General features: G+C 65.1%; 15 protein-coding genes and 1 pseudogene. 5 read left to right on the forward strand and 11 right to left on the reverse strand.

The features are described from left to right. Positions 1-78 precede the first annotated feature (78 nt). Positions 79-876: an SDR family NAD(P)-dependent oxidoreductase gene (locus tag FQV39_RS06580; RefSeq protein WP_149129562.1), complete on the forward strand. Its 798-nt coding sequence runs from the start codon at positions 79-81 to the stop codon at positions 874-876. Between the two features lie 214 nt (positions 877-1,090). Here the strand turns inward: FQV39_RS06580 and FQV39_RS06585 are convergent, their stop codons facing one another. Beyond that, positions 1,091-2,434 (reverse strand): aminotransferase-like domain-containing protein, encoded by a 1,344-nt coding sequence (locus FQV39_RS06585; protein WP_149129563.1) that lies wholly within the window; start codon positions 2,432-2,434, stop codon positions 1,091-1,093. 175 nt (positions 2,435-2,609) lie between these two features. Between FQV39_RS06585 and FQV39_RS06590 the strand changes: the two genes are divergently transcribed. The 3 genes from FQV39_RS06590 (at position 2,610) to FQV39_RS06600 (ending at position 4,276) form a co-directional block, all read left to right on the forward strand. Next, positions 2,610-2,849 carry a DUF1127 domain-containing protein gene (locus FQV39_RS06590; protein WP_149129564.1) on the forward strand — a complete coding sequence of 80 codons (240 nt, stop codon included), beginning with the start codon at positions 2,610-2,612 and terminating at the stop codon, positions 2,847-2,849. A 72-nt stretch (positions 2,850-2,921) separates the two neighbouring features. Then, the gene (locus FQV39_RS06595; protein WP_149129565.1) at positions 2,922-3,680 is read left to right on the forward strand and encodes a sulfite exporter TauE/SafE family protein; all 759 of its coding nucleotides are present in this window, start codon (positions 2,922-2,924) and stop codon (positions 3,678-3,680) included. A gap of 146 nt (positions 3,681-3,826) precedes the next feature. Beyond that, positions 3,827-4,276 carry a MaoC family dehydratase gene (locus FQV39_RS06600; protein ID WP_149133701.1) on the forward strand — a complete coding sequence of 150 codons (450 nt, stop codon included), beginning with the start codon at positions 3,827-3,829 and terminating at the stop codon, positions 4,274-4,276. A 44-nt stretch (positions 4,277-4,320) separates the two neighbouring features. Here the strand turns inward: FQV39_RS06600 and FQV39_RS06605 are convergent, their stop codons facing one another. From FQV39_RS06605 to FQV39_RS06625, 5 genes are all read right to left on the reverse strand, one after another. Beyond that, positions 4,321-5,937 carry a DHA2 family efflux MFS transporter permease subunit gene (locus tag FQV39_RS06605; protein ID WP_149129566.1) on the reverse strand — a complete coding sequence of 539 codons (1,617 nt, stop codon included), beginning with the start codon at positions 5,935-5,937 and terminating at the stop codon, positions 4,321-4,323. 47 nt (positions 5,938-5,984) lie between these two features. Then, positions 5,985-7,190 carry an HlyD family secretion protein gene (locus FQV39_RS06610; protein WP_149129567.1) on the reverse strand — a complete coding sequence of 402 codons (1,206 nt, stop codon included), beginning with the start codon at positions 7,188-7,190 and terminating at the stop codon, positions 5,985-5,987. A gap of 123 nt (positions 7,191-7,313) precedes the next feature. Beyond that, the gene (locus FQV39_RS06615; RefSeq protein WP_149129568.1) at positions 7,314-7,736 is read right to left on the reverse strand and encodes an organic hydroperoxide resistance protein; all 423 of its coding nucleotides are present in this window, start codon (positions 7,734-7,736) and stop codon (positions 7,314-7,316) included. A gap of 151 nt (positions 7,737-7,887) precedes the next feature. Then, on the reverse strand, positions 7,888-8,820 hold the full coding sequence (locus FQV39_RS06620; RefSeq protein ID WP_149129569.1) for a LysR family transcriptional regulator: 933 nt from the start codon (positions 8,818-8,820) through the stop codon (positions 7,888-7,890). Between the two features lie 104 nt (positions 8,821-8,924). Then, positions 8,925-9,191, reverse strand: a complete 267-nt coding sequence (locus tag FQV39_RS06625) for a hypothetical protein (protein ID WP_149129570.1) — start codon at positions 9,189-9,191, stop codon at positions 8,925-8,927. Here FQV39_RS06625 and FQV39_RS06630 point away from each other — a divergent pair. Beyond that, a complete protein-coding gene (locus FQV39_RS06630; protein WP_149129571.1) occupies positions 9,190-9,570 on the forward strand; it encodes a methylglyoxal synthase in 381 nt (126 codons plus the stop codon). The genes FQV39_RS06625 and FQV39_RS06630 overlap by 2 nt on opposite strands. Before the next feature lie 95 nt (positions 9,571-9,665). Here FQV39_RS06630 and sorB read toward each other — a convergent pair whose 3' ends face one another. The 5 genes and pseudogenes from sorB to FQV39_RS06655 all read right to left on the reverse strand — a co-directional run bounded on the left by sorB (position 9,666) and on the right by FQV39_RS06655 (position 13,803). Then, positions 9,666-9,992 (reverse strand): SorB family sulfite dehydrogenase c-type cytochrome subunit, encoded by a 327-nt coding sequence (gene sorB, locus FQV39_RS06635; RefSeq protein ID WP_149129572.1) that lies wholly within the window; start codon positions 9,990-9,992, stop codon positions 9,666-9,668. Positions 9,993-10,003: 11 nt separating this feature from the next. Then, positions 10,004-11,220: pseudogene (gene sorA, locus FQV39_RS06640) on the reverse strand (SorA family sulfite dehydrogenase catalytic subunit). A gap of 83 nt (positions 11,221-11,303) precedes the next feature. Further along, the gene (locus tag FQV39_RS06645; RefSeq protein ID WP_149129573.1) at positions 11,304-12,104 is read right to left on the reverse strand and encodes an anti-sigma factor; all 801 of its coding nucleotides are present in this window, start codon (positions 12,102-12,104) and stop codon (positions 11,304-11,306) included. Continuing rightward, a complete protein-coding gene (locus FQV39_RS06650) occupies positions 12,094-12,612 on the reverse strand; it encodes an RNA polymerase sigma factor (RefSeq protein ID WP_149129574.1) in 519 nt (172 codons plus the stop codon). Before FQV39_RS06650 ends, FQV39_RS06645 begins: the two co-directional genes overlap by 11 nt. Before the next feature lie 120 nt (positions 12,613-12,732). After that, positions 12,733-13,803, reverse strand: coding sequence for a YeiH family protein (locus FQV39_RS06655; protein ID WP_149129575.1), 1,071 nt, complete (start codon positions 13,801-13,803; stop codon positions 12,733-12,735). Positions 13,804-13,932: the final 129 nt, after the last annotated feature.

The raw sequence follows: 13,932 nt of genomic DNA on the forward strand, positions 1-13,932 counted from the left end.
CCAGCACCACTAGCTTCCTCGCCGTCGCCAGGTGTCGCAGCAGCGTGACGTCTCGCAGACCGATGAGGAGTTACGAGGATGTCTGACATCATGGGAACGGCCGTCGTTACCGGTGCATCGGGCGGCATCGGAGCGGTCTATGCCGACCGTCTCGCCAAGCGGGGATATGACCTCGTCCTGGTCGCGCGCAGCTCTGACAAGCTTGCCTCCGTCGCCGAACGGATCAGCGCGAGGACCGGTCGGCAGGTCGACGTCATGCCCGCCGATCTCGCAGATCCGTCAGACCTCGCGCGTGTCGAGGCCTTCCTGAGGGAAACCCCGGACGTCACCTTGCTCGTCAACAATGCGGGCCTCGGCGGCGTGTTGACGCTGCTCGACTCCGACGTCGACGAGATGACCTCGCTGATCTCGCTCAACGTCACCGCGCTGACCCGCCTGACCTATGCCATCGTCCCCCAATTCGTCGCCCGTGGCGCCGGGACGATCATCAACATCGCCTCGATCGTTGCCATCAACCCGGAAACCCTGAATGGCGTCTACGGTGGCAGCAAGGCCTTCGTCCTCGCCTTCAGCCAGAGCCTGCGGCATGAACTCGCGGGCACCGGCGTCACCGTACAAGTCGTGCTTCCGGGCGCGACCGCGACCGACTTCTGGGCGATCGCCGGCCGCCCGGTCGAGCATTTGCCTGGCGCGATCGTCATGAGCAGCGAGGATCTCGTCGATGCCGCGCTCGTCGGGCTCGACCAGGGCGAATTCGCCACCATCCCTCCCCTCCAGGACGGCGGGCTCTTCGACGCCTACGAATCCGCCAGGCAGGCGATGATCGGCAAGCTCTCGACGGCCAATCCGGCGCCTCGCTACCGGGTTGCGGCCTGAACCTTCCGGTCGAATGAGCAGCAACCGAACCCGTTGCAGCGGCCCGGACCGCCGCGTGACAAGCCGGAGCTCGACGATGGCATTATTGGACGAGGTGATCGAAGCGCATGGCAGCCTCGCCGCGCGCAGGGCGTGCGAGCGGGGCGAGGCGACGGTCGTCGGCCCGGCACGGGTTCCGGTACGAGGCGCGTGACGTGACGGCACGACACTGAATTCATTCCGTCCCGTAGAAATCATCCTCCCCGGCGTTCAGCATCGCCGCCAGGGTCTGCAGAGCACCATCGAGCTGATCCATGGCGGGGGCCGCCAGCGCCAGCCTGACGGCGTTCGGCGCATGGCCGGGGGTCACGGCGAAAGTGGTCGAGGGCGTCAACGCGATGTCGCGCCTGGCTGCTGCGACGACGAAGCTCTGCGAGCGCCAGTGCGGCGGCAGCGTCAGCCACAGATGGTAGCATTTTTCGTTGGCCTGGATCTCGAAACCCGAGAGGCGATCGGCGGCCAGTTTCTGACGCGCGCGGGCGTCGAGGCGCTTCAGCCTCGTCAGTTCGGCAACGGTACCATCGCTCATCATCCGTTGCGCGGCAGCGAACGCAAAGCCCGACGCGGTCCAGCCTCCCGAGCGCACCGCGGCCATCACGCTTTCGCGCAAACGCAGAGGCGGGATGACAAAGCCCAGCGTCAGGCCGGGCGCGGCCTTCTTCGACAGGCTGTCGAGAACGATGCAGGAGTCCGGCGCGAGCGCCGCAAGCGGCGGCTCGTCATCGAGAAAGCCGTAGACATGGTCCTCGATGACCGTGAGGTCGAGCTTTTCGACGACGCGCAGCAGATCGGCCCGGCGCGCCGCGGTCATCGTCATGCCCAGCGGATTCTGGACCGCGGGCTGGATGTAGATGGCTGAGAGATGGGCCTCGCGATGCGCCTTCTCCACAGCGTCTGGCCGGACGCCGCCATCGTCCATCGCCAGCGGCACCAGCGAAATGCCGAGCCGGGCAGCGGCGCCTTTGATGAAGGGGTAGGTCAAGGCCTCGACGCCGCAGCGCCCTCCCGTCGGCACGGTCGCGGCGAGCGCAGCGGCAATGGCCTGGCGTCCGTTGCCGGTGAAGACGAGATGCCCGGGTACAGGGGACCATGCACCCTGCGACAGGTAGGTGGCTGCAATGCTCCGCGCAGCAGAGGTTCCGCCGCTGGTCCCCTGCTTCAGCGCGGCAGCCAGCTCAGCCGGTTGGTCGAGGCCAGCCAGGCTTTTCGCGATGAGCGCGGTCTGCTCGGAAAGGAGCGGGTAATTGAACTCGAGGTCGATCCGGATGCCGCGCGGCTCGCCCGGCGCCGCCATGCCGCGTCGGGCCTCGCCCGAGATGAAGGTTCCCCTGCCGACCTCGCCGACGACCAGCCCGCGGCGCAGCAGCTCGGCGTAAACGCGGCTTGCCGTCGAGACGGCGATGTTGCGCTCATAGGCAAAGCTGCGCTGCGGAGGCAGGCGATCCCCCGGCTTGAGCGTGCCGCCTGCGATCTCCGCGGCGATCGCGTCGGCGAGCCTCAGGTAGTCGGACTTCGACATTATTGCACCGAGTACAATGTTTCGATTGCTCTGATCATAGCATCGGATCATTCTGCCCGCATCAACCGATTGCACCGGAAGCGGCGTGAATTTCGTCGGTCAATGCGCAGGGCAGCCCGGTCTGGGCGCCCGCGCTCGCGGCGTCGCTTTGCCCGGAGGAACCAGGAGATCGGACATGACTGCGCTCCTTTCAACGATCGCCCGCCCCGTGCTCAGCAAGACACCCGGCGCCTCCTTTCGGCTGCTCGGCGCCTGCCGTGACGGGGTTGCGCGCTATTTCGTCCGCCGCGACGCCATCGCGAGACTTCGCGAGTTCGACGACTCCGAGCTGCGGGATATCGGCCTCACACGAAGCCAGATCGAGCCGGCGGTCCGCGGCCTCGGCACCCCCCTCCCGGACTGGCCGAGGCGGTGACGATGATCTCTTCCTCGACCCGGGGAACGGCTGCGCAGTCTCGCCAATGCTCGCCTGATGCGGAGGGCTAGCATGGAACTGACGGTTGCCACGATCCTGGTCGCCTTTGCGGGCGTGTTCCTGATCAGCTTCATGAGGGGTGCGTTTGGCGGCGGCTTCGCCATCGTCGGCATTCCGCTGCTATCGACCGTGATGGATCCGGTCGCTGCCGGCGGATTGCTCGCGCCGCTCTTCATTGCAATGGACCTCTACGCCTTGCGCTACTGGAAGCCTTCGACCTGGTCGAGGCCGGATCTCAGGCTGCTCGTTCCCGGGCTCGTGATCGGCATCGGGTTCGGCTACATGCTGTTCCGCGTCCTCGACCACCGGGCCATTGCGATCATGATGGCCGCAATCACGCTGGTCTTCGTCGGCCTTTGGCTCGTGCGGGGCGCAGAGGTGACGGTTCGCCCGCGCTCCGCGCCGAAGGCGATCGCGGCCGGCCTCACTTCCGGAGTCACCACCATGGTGGCGCATTCGGGCGGGCCGCCGCTTGCGATGTATCTGCTGCCACTCGGCCTCAGCAAGGAGATCTATGCGGGAACGACAAGCCTGTTCTTCACCGTCGGCAACGCGACCAAGCTGGTACCGTGGCTGCTTCTGGTGCAGCCGGCGGCGGACACCTGGGCCTTGATGGCGATCTGCCTGCTCGCCATTCCGGCTGGCATCTGGCTGGGCTGGCGGCTACACGGCGCATTGGACCAGCGCCAGGTCTATCGCGCCTGCTACGGCTTGCTGGTCGTCACAGCGCTGAAGCTGCTGTGGGACGGTATTTCCGGATTTTTGGGGTGAGCGCGGGCGATGCTCGCTGCCAGGGTGTTGGCTCGTGAGGCATGCCGTGCAGGAGATTGCCGAGTATATTGGCGCAAGCCGCCTGCAACCCGGCAAGGCTTCGAGCGAGGCGGCCTGAACACGACACCGAAAGCGCGGGGCGGGACATGACGCAGTTGTATCTGGACGATCTCCAGCCCGGGCAAACCTTCGTCAGCGGTTCGCACGCACTCGACGAGGAGCAGATCAAAGCATTCGCGAGAGCATTCGACCCCCAGGTTTTCCATCTCGACGGAGAGGCGGCGGAAAGGACGCTGTTCGGCGGCCTCGCTGCCAGCGGCTGGCATACCGCTGCGATCACCATGCGGTTGAACGTGGAGTCGGGCCTGCCGCTCGCGAATGGCATCATCGGGGCCGGAGGCGAGATCAGCTGGCCGGCTCCAACGCGGCCGGGCGACATTCTCCACGTCGAAAGCGAGGTGATGGATGTCGCCCCATCGCGCTCGCGCCCTGAGCGCGGCATCGCCACCATCGTCAGCAAGACGCTCAACCAGCGTGGCGAGGTTCTTCAGATCCTGACCGCCAAGCTGGTCGTCTATCGCCGGCCTGCGGCCTGAACAGCCGAACGCGCCGGTCAGCCATAGCGGTTGCGAGCCCATCCTCAATGGGCTCCCCCACCCCCACCGCCGAGATCGACCTTCCGTGTGAAGAGCAGCGCGACGGCAGCGAGCGCCAGCACCGTGCCAATCACGGCAAAGGTGTCGCTGAAGCCCAGAATGAGCGCCTGGCGATGGACGGTCGCTCCGATCGCGGCGATCGCCTTCTGCTTGGCGACCGCAATGTCGCTCACGCCATGGGCCATGAAGTACTGCGTCAGATGGTCGATCCGGTCGCGCACTTCCTCCCGGTAGACCGTCACCGACTGGCCGATGATGTTCGAGTGGAACTGCTCGCGCTTCGTCAGCACCGTTCCGAGCACGGCCGTGCCGACCGCGCCGCCGAGATTACGCAGCATGTTCGAAAGGCCAGACGCCGCGGCCGCCTCGCTCGGTGCGATGCCGGCGGTGGTGATGACGGTGATCGGCGTCAGCACGAGCGCCTGGCCGATTGCGCGCACGATGTTGGGGACGAAGAACTGATCGCCGGCGCTGTCGAGCGACAGGGTGATGTTCAGGAAACAGCTCGCGGCAAAGATGCTGATGCCGACGAAGCCGACATAGCGCGCATCGAACCGCTTCATCAGCAGCGGGACCAGCGGAATGATGAGCAATTGCGGCAGGCCGGTCCAGGCGAGCACGAGTCCGATCTGCTCGGCGTTGTAGCGCTGCACCTGGCCGAGATACTGCGGCAGGATGTAGACGGTGCCGAAGAGCGCGACGCCGACCAGCACATTGACCAGAACACCGACGCCGAAGTTGCGCTGCTTGAGAAGGCGCAGCTGGACCAGCGGCTTCGCCACGGTGAGTTCGATGGCGACGAAGGCGGTCAGGAACAACGCTGCCGTGATCGCGAGCTTGACGATGAAAGGCGACTGGAACCAGTCGTCCTTGTTGCCTTCCTCGAGCACGGTCTGCAGCGCCGAGAGGCCGATCGCCATGGTCACGATCCCGGCCCAGTCGCCCTCCCGGAGCAGCGAAAGCTGCATGGGCTTCTTCTCGAGCGTGAAGTAGAGCGCGATGGCCATGACGATGCTGGGCGGCGTGTTGACGAAGAAGATCGTCTGCCAGCCGTAATTCTCGGTCAGGTAGCCACCGATGGTCGGGCCGATCGCCGGCGCGAAAGTGACCGACAGCGCGAACAGCGCCAGTCCGAAAGGCTGCTGAGCCTTGGGCAGCTTGGTCAGCACCATGGTGAACGCCATCGGGATCAGGACGCCGCCGGCAAAGCCCTGCAGGCCGCGCAGTGCGATCATCGAGCCCAGATCATGGGCGAAGGCGCACAGGGTGGAGAAGAGTGGGAACAGGATGGCGTTCGCCAGCATGTAGCGCCGGAACGAGAAGACGCGGCTCAGATAGTCGGTGAGCGGGATCACCACGATCTCGCCAATGAGATAGGAGGTCGAGATCCAGGCGCCGTTGTCGACACCGGTTCCGATACCGCCCTCGATGTCGAGCAGCGAGGCGTTGGTGATCTGGATGTTGAGGATCGCCATGAAGGCGCCGACCATGCCGGCGCTCACCGCGATCCAGGCAGTCGTGCTTGCCTTCTGGGACAAAGGCGCCGCTGGCGCGATGGCGCCGGGAAAGTCGGGCGAAATCGTTGACGCCGTGTTGGACATTGTTCCCTCCTGCCATGCCTTGGCCGGTCAGGCGGGCCTTGCGGCCCTCAGTTGATGCGTCCGGATAGCTGCGCGACCGCGGTCACCGCGGGCTTGGTATCGATGGTCGGGTAAACCGACATGCCGGGACGAAGCACGACCGAAAGCGGGCTGCCGTGGTCGAGCACGATCTTCACGGGAATGCGCTGCACCACCTTCGTGAAATTGCCGGTGGCGTTGTCGGGCGGCAGCAGCGCGAACTCCTGGCCGCTGGCCGGCGAGAGGCTGTCGACATGGCCCTGGAAGACCCGGCCGGGGAAGGTGTCCACTTCGATCGTCACCTTCTGCCCGGCATGGACTCCGGTGAGCTGCGTCTCCTTGTAGTTGGCGACGATATAGGCGGCCTCCGTCGGCACGACGGCCATCAGCTGCGTACCCGCCTGGACGTACTGACCGACGCGCAATGTGCGGTTGCCGACCACGCCGCCGACCGGCGCGACGAGCGCGGTGTAGGAGAGATTCAGCTCGGCCTGATCCTGTACGGCCTTGGCGCTGTCCAGCGCCGCCTGCGCCTGGGCGAGCTCGGCCTTGATCACGTCGAGCTGCCTGACCGCACTGGCGAGCGCTGCCGTGTCGCGCGTCACCGCAGCGCGGGCGACGCCGATGCGGGAGGCGGCGAGCTGCGCGTTCTGAACGCTGCCGTATCCGGTCTTCGCCAATCGGGCATAGCGGTCGTTGTTCTGCTCGGCGAAGGTCTCGTCGGCCTTGTCGGCTTCAAGGGTCGCCTTCGCCGCATCGATCGCCGAGAGCTGGGCGGCGAGTGAGGCCTGCTTGTTCGCGATATTGGCCTTGGCGGCCTCGACCTGGGCCTTGGCCTGCTCGAGGCTGACCTTGAAGTCGCGGTCGTCGATGCGGGCCAGGACCTGCCCTGCCCTCACCGCCTCGTTGTCACGCACGAGCACGGTGGCGATATAGCCGGAGATCTTCGGAGCGATCGTCGTGCTGTCAGCCTTCACATAGGCGTTGTCCGTCGAAACCTCGAAGCGTCCCGTCGTCCAATAGCGCCAGCCGAAATCAGCTGCCCCCGCCAGGGCGGCGATGGCGACGGTAGCGAAGAGCAGCGGCCGCAGCCGGCGCTTGCGAACAGGCTCGGATGTGCCGATCGGAGCGGACGGGACCGGCAGAACCGGCTCCTGCGGCATTTTCATGCCGGGCACAGCTTCCGCGGCCGGAAGCGCCTTCTCCATCGTGAAGACTGTCTGGTGCTGGCTCATTTGTCCGTCTCTTTCAGATTGCCGCAGGGATTTGAACGGAGACGCGGGCTGTGCTGACGAACCCGTCCGCGTCCCCGGCTCGGCGTGCGCGGGGGCGATCCACGCCGAGGCGTCCGGATTGGATTAGGCGGGAACAGCGAGCGCGACGCTGGCGGCGATCCCGTTGCGGGTCATCTTCGAATAGGGACAGGTCGCATGCGCGCGATCGACCAGCTGCTGCGCGAGATCGTCGGCGACGCCCGGGATGCTGACGTTGAGGCGGGCGGTCAGGAAATAGCCTTCCGCGTCGTCGAGCGAGAGGTTGACCTCGGCATCGACCGCGGTCTCAGGCGGAAGCCTGATGCCCAATTCCCTGGCTGCGTGCCCAAGCGCGCCCTCAAAGCAGGCGGACCAGCCTGCCGCGAAGAGCTGCTCGGGATTGGTGCCCGGGCGGTTCGAGCCGGGCACCGACAGCTTGACGTCGAGCTGGCCGTCCGAGCTCTTCGCCCAGCCCTCGCGGCCTCCAACGGTATGGACATTGGCGGTGAAGAGCGTCTTGGCAGTCATGTGAAGTCTCCTGTTTCCGTATTCGGGATGCCCGATACCTAGGGGAGACTTCAGCCGGTCAGCAGACAGCGAAAGCGATAAGCAGCCTCTCAAGTGCTGAGATGGAACACCACAAGCGCCGCTTCTAGCGGCGGGCCCGCTGAGCGGACTTCTATTCGCCGGGCTGATCTCCCGCCGGCCTGGATGCGGCGAAATCCTTCAAGGCGCGCTTCAGCCGTGGCGCCATCCAATCGATGAACACGCGCACTTTCAGCGGCAACAGCCCCTGACGCGCATAGATCAGGTGGACTGGGAACGACTGGCTCTCATATGCGTCGAGCATCGCGACCAGGGCGCCCGATTGCAGTTCTCTCGCGACTTGGTAACGGGGAGCGCGGATGATCCCAACCCCACGTAAGGCCGCGGTGACGGTCGCCGTGGCTGTGTTCGCACGGATCCGGATGTTCGGCTTTCCTTCCAGCCTGCGGCCTTCGTGCTGGTAGATCCAGCCTGGCTCGGTGATCTGGCCGAAAACCACGCCATCGTGGCTGACGAGGTCGTCCGGGCTCGACGGGTATCCCTTGCGCGCCAGATATTCCGGGCTGGCGCAGGTCACGAAGCCGAATTCGCCGACCTTGACCGCATGAAGCGAACTGTCGGCAAGCTCGCCCAGCCGGATGCCGACGTCCACATGCTCATCGACGAGGCTCATGATGCGGTCAAGGCAAAACACGTTCAGCGTGATCTCGGGATGTTCGCACAGGAAGTCGCATGCGAGCGGCAGCACATGGTCGTGACCGAACGCAATCGGCATGGTGATCGTCAGCACGCCTCTCGGCGTTTCGTATTCACCGGATGCCCGCAGCTCGGCATCCTCGATTTGCGCCATGATCTGGCGGGCCGCGTCGACATAATCGCGGCCTGCATCGGTGAGCTGGATGTTGCGGCTCGTCCGGACGAGAAGACGAGTGCCGAGATGGCGCTCCAGCTCCGCGACTTTCCGGCTGACGCTCGGCAGTGGCGCGTTCAGCTTGCGGCTGCCCGCCGACAAGCTGCCGGCATCGACGACCGCCAACAAAACCTGCATCGCATCGAACCGGTCCATGCGGTCCTGCCCCCCTTGCGTCAGCGGTCGTCGCTCTGCTCTGCGATGCCGGCCGGCGGAGCATTTGGACGTGGCCTGGCCCGATTGAACGGTCCGGTTTCAGCCTAACGCATGGTCGGCTTCGGAGCCATGTTCGACGGGCGCAGATCAACGCCGGCAACTGAAACGATGCCGAAGGCGGGCGGCTGGCGCTCGCGCTCAAATCGGGCAACTCGGCTCATCACTCTCGCGTACCAAACGCTGTTTACGCGGCCGAAGAGCTCGAAGAGACTGCAAAGCTCCTGATCCTCCTCTCCGGTCGCTGCGACAAGCTTCTTGGTGAGACCGAAGTCGAGGAACTCAAGCGCGCTTTTTCGGGGGCTGAGCGTCATGTCTCTCACGATCGGTATGGTGGCCCATGACAGCAAGAAGCCGGATCTCGCTGCCTGGGCGGTGCAGCACGCCGACTTGATCGCGCGCCATACCATCGTCGCTACAGCGACGACGGGAGGCGTGCTGAAATCCTCGCTTCCTGATCTCAATATCCGCCTGGTCAAAAGCGGTCCGCTCGGCGGCGATCAGCAAGTCGGCGCGATGATTGCGCAAGGCGAGCTGGACGTCCTCCTGTTCTTTCCCGATCCCCTCGCCGCCCAACCTCACGACGTCGACGTCAAGGCACTGCTGAGGCTCGTCCTAGTGTACGATATCCCAGCTGCGTTCAGCCCCAGCACTGCGAGCGCCCTCGCACGATCTGGCCTTTTCGATCGGTAAACACGCCGCAATGCGGCGCCGAGCACACCGCATCTCAGAAGAGAATGCGTGATCGGAAACTGGCGCCCGACAACAAGGCGCCAGTTCCAGGCCTGTCAGTAGGTCTGACCAAGGTACTCCGCGATGGCCTTGGCGTCCTTCTCGTCGATCGGGGCCTTGTAGACCTTGATCATCTTCTGGACCTCGGCCTCCCAGAAGGCATGCCCCTTCTTGCTCGGCTGGTAGTTGATGTAGTCGATCGAGTGGCAGGCCGTGCAATTGATCTTGGCGGCCTCGAAGCCCGGCTCGGAGCCCGGCTTGAGCGTGGCCGTCTCGTCCGGCAGCTTGTAGGTCTTCGGCGCGGCGAGCGCGGTTCCGCCGAGGGCGAACGCCAGGGCGAATGCGGCACTGAGCGCGCCGGGGCGGCGAGTGGTGATCGTCATGATGTTCTGCCTCACGCTGCCGTGACGCGCGTCATCTCGACGACGTTGCGCAGGTAGCCGGACGGATTCCAGAGCGGCTGCATCGGCTGGGTCTGGCCCTTGCCATTGGTGGCCTTGACCATAGCTTCTGCTCGCCGGCGGCGACGGGAACGTTCGCCTTCCATTCGCGGAAGGAGTACTTGCCGAGATCCTGGCCGAGGTTGGCCTTGACCCAGGACTGGCCGCCATCGCCGGAAACCTGGACTTCGGCAATGCCGGAGCCCCCGTCGAAGGCGATGCCGCGCAGCGCCAGTTGGCCCGCCTTGACCTTCGCCCCGTCCAGCACATTGGTGATGAACGAGCGAACGGTGAAGCGGTTGATCGGGATCGTCGCCACCGGCACCTTTCCGGGCTCGACGCAGGCGCAGTCATTGTCGGGGATCCGGTAGGCCGTCTTCATCCAGAAGCTGTCGAGCTCCTTGTCGAGCACGGTGATCTCGTTGAGGTGCTTGACCCAATAGGTGCCGTAGTAGCCCGGCACGACCAGGCGCAGCGGATAGCCGTTGAGCCAAGGCAGATCCGTCCCGTTCATGGCATAGGCGAGCATGACTTCGCCATCGCGGGCATGGTCGAGTGCGAGCGCCTTGGTGAAGTCGGGCGTATCGGGCGCAACCGGGCCGTCGAGGCCCCCGAAGGCCACCTGCACGGCTCCCGGCTGGACACCCGCCCGCTCAAGCACGGCCTTGAGCGAGACACCGCGCCAGCGCGCATTGCCCATGGCGCCGTTGCCGAGCTGTCCGCCAGCGACCCGCGGCTCGACGAAGCCGCGGCTATTGCCGGAGCATTGGTTGACGGCCACGACTTCGACCGCGGGGAAGCTGCTCTTCAGCTCGCGCAGCGACAGCGAGAGCGGCTTCGATACCTTGCCCTTCACCTCGAGCCGGAAGGTTTCCGGGTCGATCTCCAGAGGAATGTCGGCGAGATGATAGCGCACGAAGAAGGCGTCGTTCGGCGTGATGATGCCCTCGTTGAACACTGAGAACGGCGTCTCGAGCTGCGGTGGGCGGGCTGTCTGCTGGATCAGCGGGCGCTTGCCCGGCACTTTGACGAGTTCGCGCTCGCCGTTCTCGAAGGGCAATTTGACGGTTTCGGCGGCCAGGGCGGAAAGTCGCGCCCCCCCGATCGCGACGGCTCCCAGCCCCAATGCGGCACTGCCGGCAGATGTGAGCATCTGTCGTCTGTTCAACATGGCGTTTCTCCCGAGGACACATTCCTCAGGAGATTGAGACGCATGAGAGCGTCGATTTATTCCATGTCGAGGAAAGACGATGGTCAGGCGCCGCAGGGCTGCCCGATATTCGGCACGTCCCTGAGAGCTGCGACCTGCTCGTCGGTCGGCGCCTGCTTTTGATGGGTCAGCTTGGCGATGACATCAGCGAGACGGTCGAGCCGCTCCGGATCCATGCCTCTGCTCAGCAGCGCATAGTCGGCTTCTGTCGTGCTCCAGGCGCGTATGCGCAACCCGTCGCGATCGCTTTTTGCCGGCGGCTCGCCCGAGCCTCTTGAGCGCGGAGCCATCCAGAGCCCGAGCCGGCAGCCATGTGGACCGCGATAGCCGGCAAGCATGCCTCCCTCGCGCGACGTCGGATCGAGCGACAGGTAAGTGAGCTCCAGCGCGGAGGCGCGCAGATCGGGAAGACGCCCGCTTCGTGCGGCGGCGAGATCGACCTGGATGCGCTGCTCCGGCACCTCCGCCTGGCGTCCGTCGATCCAGTGGCGATGAGCCGCGACCGCCGCGGCGAGCCCTCCGTCGGGCGCCGTCGCCGGGCCCGAGAGGCGCAGGGCGAGGAAACCGATGCAGGCGGCGAGCGACAAAGCGGCGGCGATAGGCAGAGCCACCCTCCTGCGACGCCGGCGTGGCAGTACGAATGCCGGGATCTCCGTCTCGGAAGGCAGGCGGCGCGTGACGGCGCGCAGCCGCGACAGCGTCGCGACGCGTTCGGCCAGCCGGGGATCACGAGCGACCGCTGCCGCGACATCGGCCGCTTCGCCTGGCGAAAGTTCGTCGTCGATATATGCGCTCAGCTTGTCCCAGGAGACGTCGCCTTCCCGGTCGGGATTATCATCGTGCATGTCGGCGCCTCGCCTGAAGCGGGCGCAGGTTCTCGCGCTCGATGACTGCCAGCAATGCCTGCCTCGCCCGGCTCAACCGGCTCATGATCGTCCCTTGCGGCACGCCTAGGATAGACGCGACCTCGCCATAGCTGAAGCCCGCCAGATCGACCAGTTCGATGATCTCGCGGTGGTCTGGCGGGATCTGCCTCAATGCCTGCCGAACGGTGATTTCCGCAATGATGCTGTCATCGTAGCGATGGTCGAAGCCAGGGCCCTCCTCCACAACTCGGTTTTCAGGCTCGTCATGGATGTGGCGGTTGCGGCGATAATTGTCGATCCAGGCGTTGCGCACGATCTTGAACAACCACGCGCGAACGGCTTCAGGGCGAGGCCGAGCACCCGCGCTCCCGAGGGCCTTGAGAGCGCAGGACTGGACCAGGTCCGCAGCGGCGTCGGGATTGTCGGTCAAGCGGAGCGCATAGGAAAAAAGGCTCTTCCAATTGCTGCGCAACGCATCTTCGATCATCGCTCGCAGGGCAACACCTCTCGAACCGAAGGCAAATCGCTCGGTTAGCAACGTCTCTCTTCAGAGTCCGATACGTCCGGTTTCCGAGCGCAGCGGCCTCTGAATTGGGGTCGAACAGATTCAGGCGATGCCCAACAGACGTATAAGGCTGACGCTGACTGCGGCAAGCGCGAGCAGAGAAAGGGAAACTGCCGCTGTTACGCTCCGACCAGCCTTGGCAACCGCGCGGATGTCGACGCCAAGACCCAGCGCGGCCATCGAGATGATCGTCAGGATGGTCGCGGCTCGGGCGATAGGCGCAAGCGCGCCCTCCGGGATACCACCGTGCGAACGCAGCGCCGCCATCGCAAGAAAGCCGATGATGAACCACGGAACAAGCTTGTGCACGGCCAATCGACCACGGGGCCGATGCTCTTCAGCGAGATTGTCCGCTTTCGCCCGCGCCCGGCTGCTGAGAATCGAAAGGATGAGAACGACGGGCCCGAGCATCAGCACACGTACGAGCTTGACGAGCGTGCCGATCTGGACGCTGGCGGCGGCCACCGGCGCCGTTGCCGCCAGAACCTGCGGGACCGCATAAACGGTGAGGCCCGCCAGCACGCCGTATTGGATATCCGACAGCTGCAGCAGCGGAACCAGCAGTGGAAGACCCAGCACCACCAGGACGCCCAGCACGGCGGTGAACGCGATGGACGCCGCCACGTCGTGGCCGCTGGCGCCTATGACGGGCGCCACTGCTGCAATGGCCGAGTTGCCACAGATCGAATTGCCGCAAGCGACCAAGACGGCCATGCGCTTGGGCAAGCCCAGCAAGCGTCCGATCAGAAAGCTGACGGCAAGCGCTACTGCAACGACTGCCGCGATACCGACGATCAAGCTTGGTCCAGCGGCGATGAGCGTGGCGGCGTTCAGCGATGCTCCGAGGAGTACGATCGCTATTTCCAGAACCGTCTTGGCCGAGAACGCGATGCCCGGTAGCCAGAACCGCGATGGCGTCCAGAAGGTTCGTACCGCAGTTCCAAGCAAGATTGCCAAGACAAGGGCTTCCAGCCAGGCACGGCCGGCAAAATGCGCCTCCAGCGCCTCAAGGCCGTAGGCTGCACCACTGACAAGCGCGCAAAGCCCAAGGCCAGGCAGGAGTTGCCCGGCTCGCTGAACAGGCGAACGGAAGAGTGCAGAAACGTCATTCATGGATGGGGCGCCGGGGGTCGGAAAACTCTTTCTTCTTCGCACCATCTTTGAGAAAAATCATCCAATCCAACGCATTGAATCGAACGTTCTCATCTATTTTGTCGAACGCTGGCCTCGGCCTCGGGGAGC

Source organism: Bosea sp. F3-2 (assembly GCF_008253865.1).
Classification (GTDB): Bacteria; Pseudomonadota; Alphaproteobacteria; order Rhizobiales; family Beijerinckiaceae; genus Allobosea.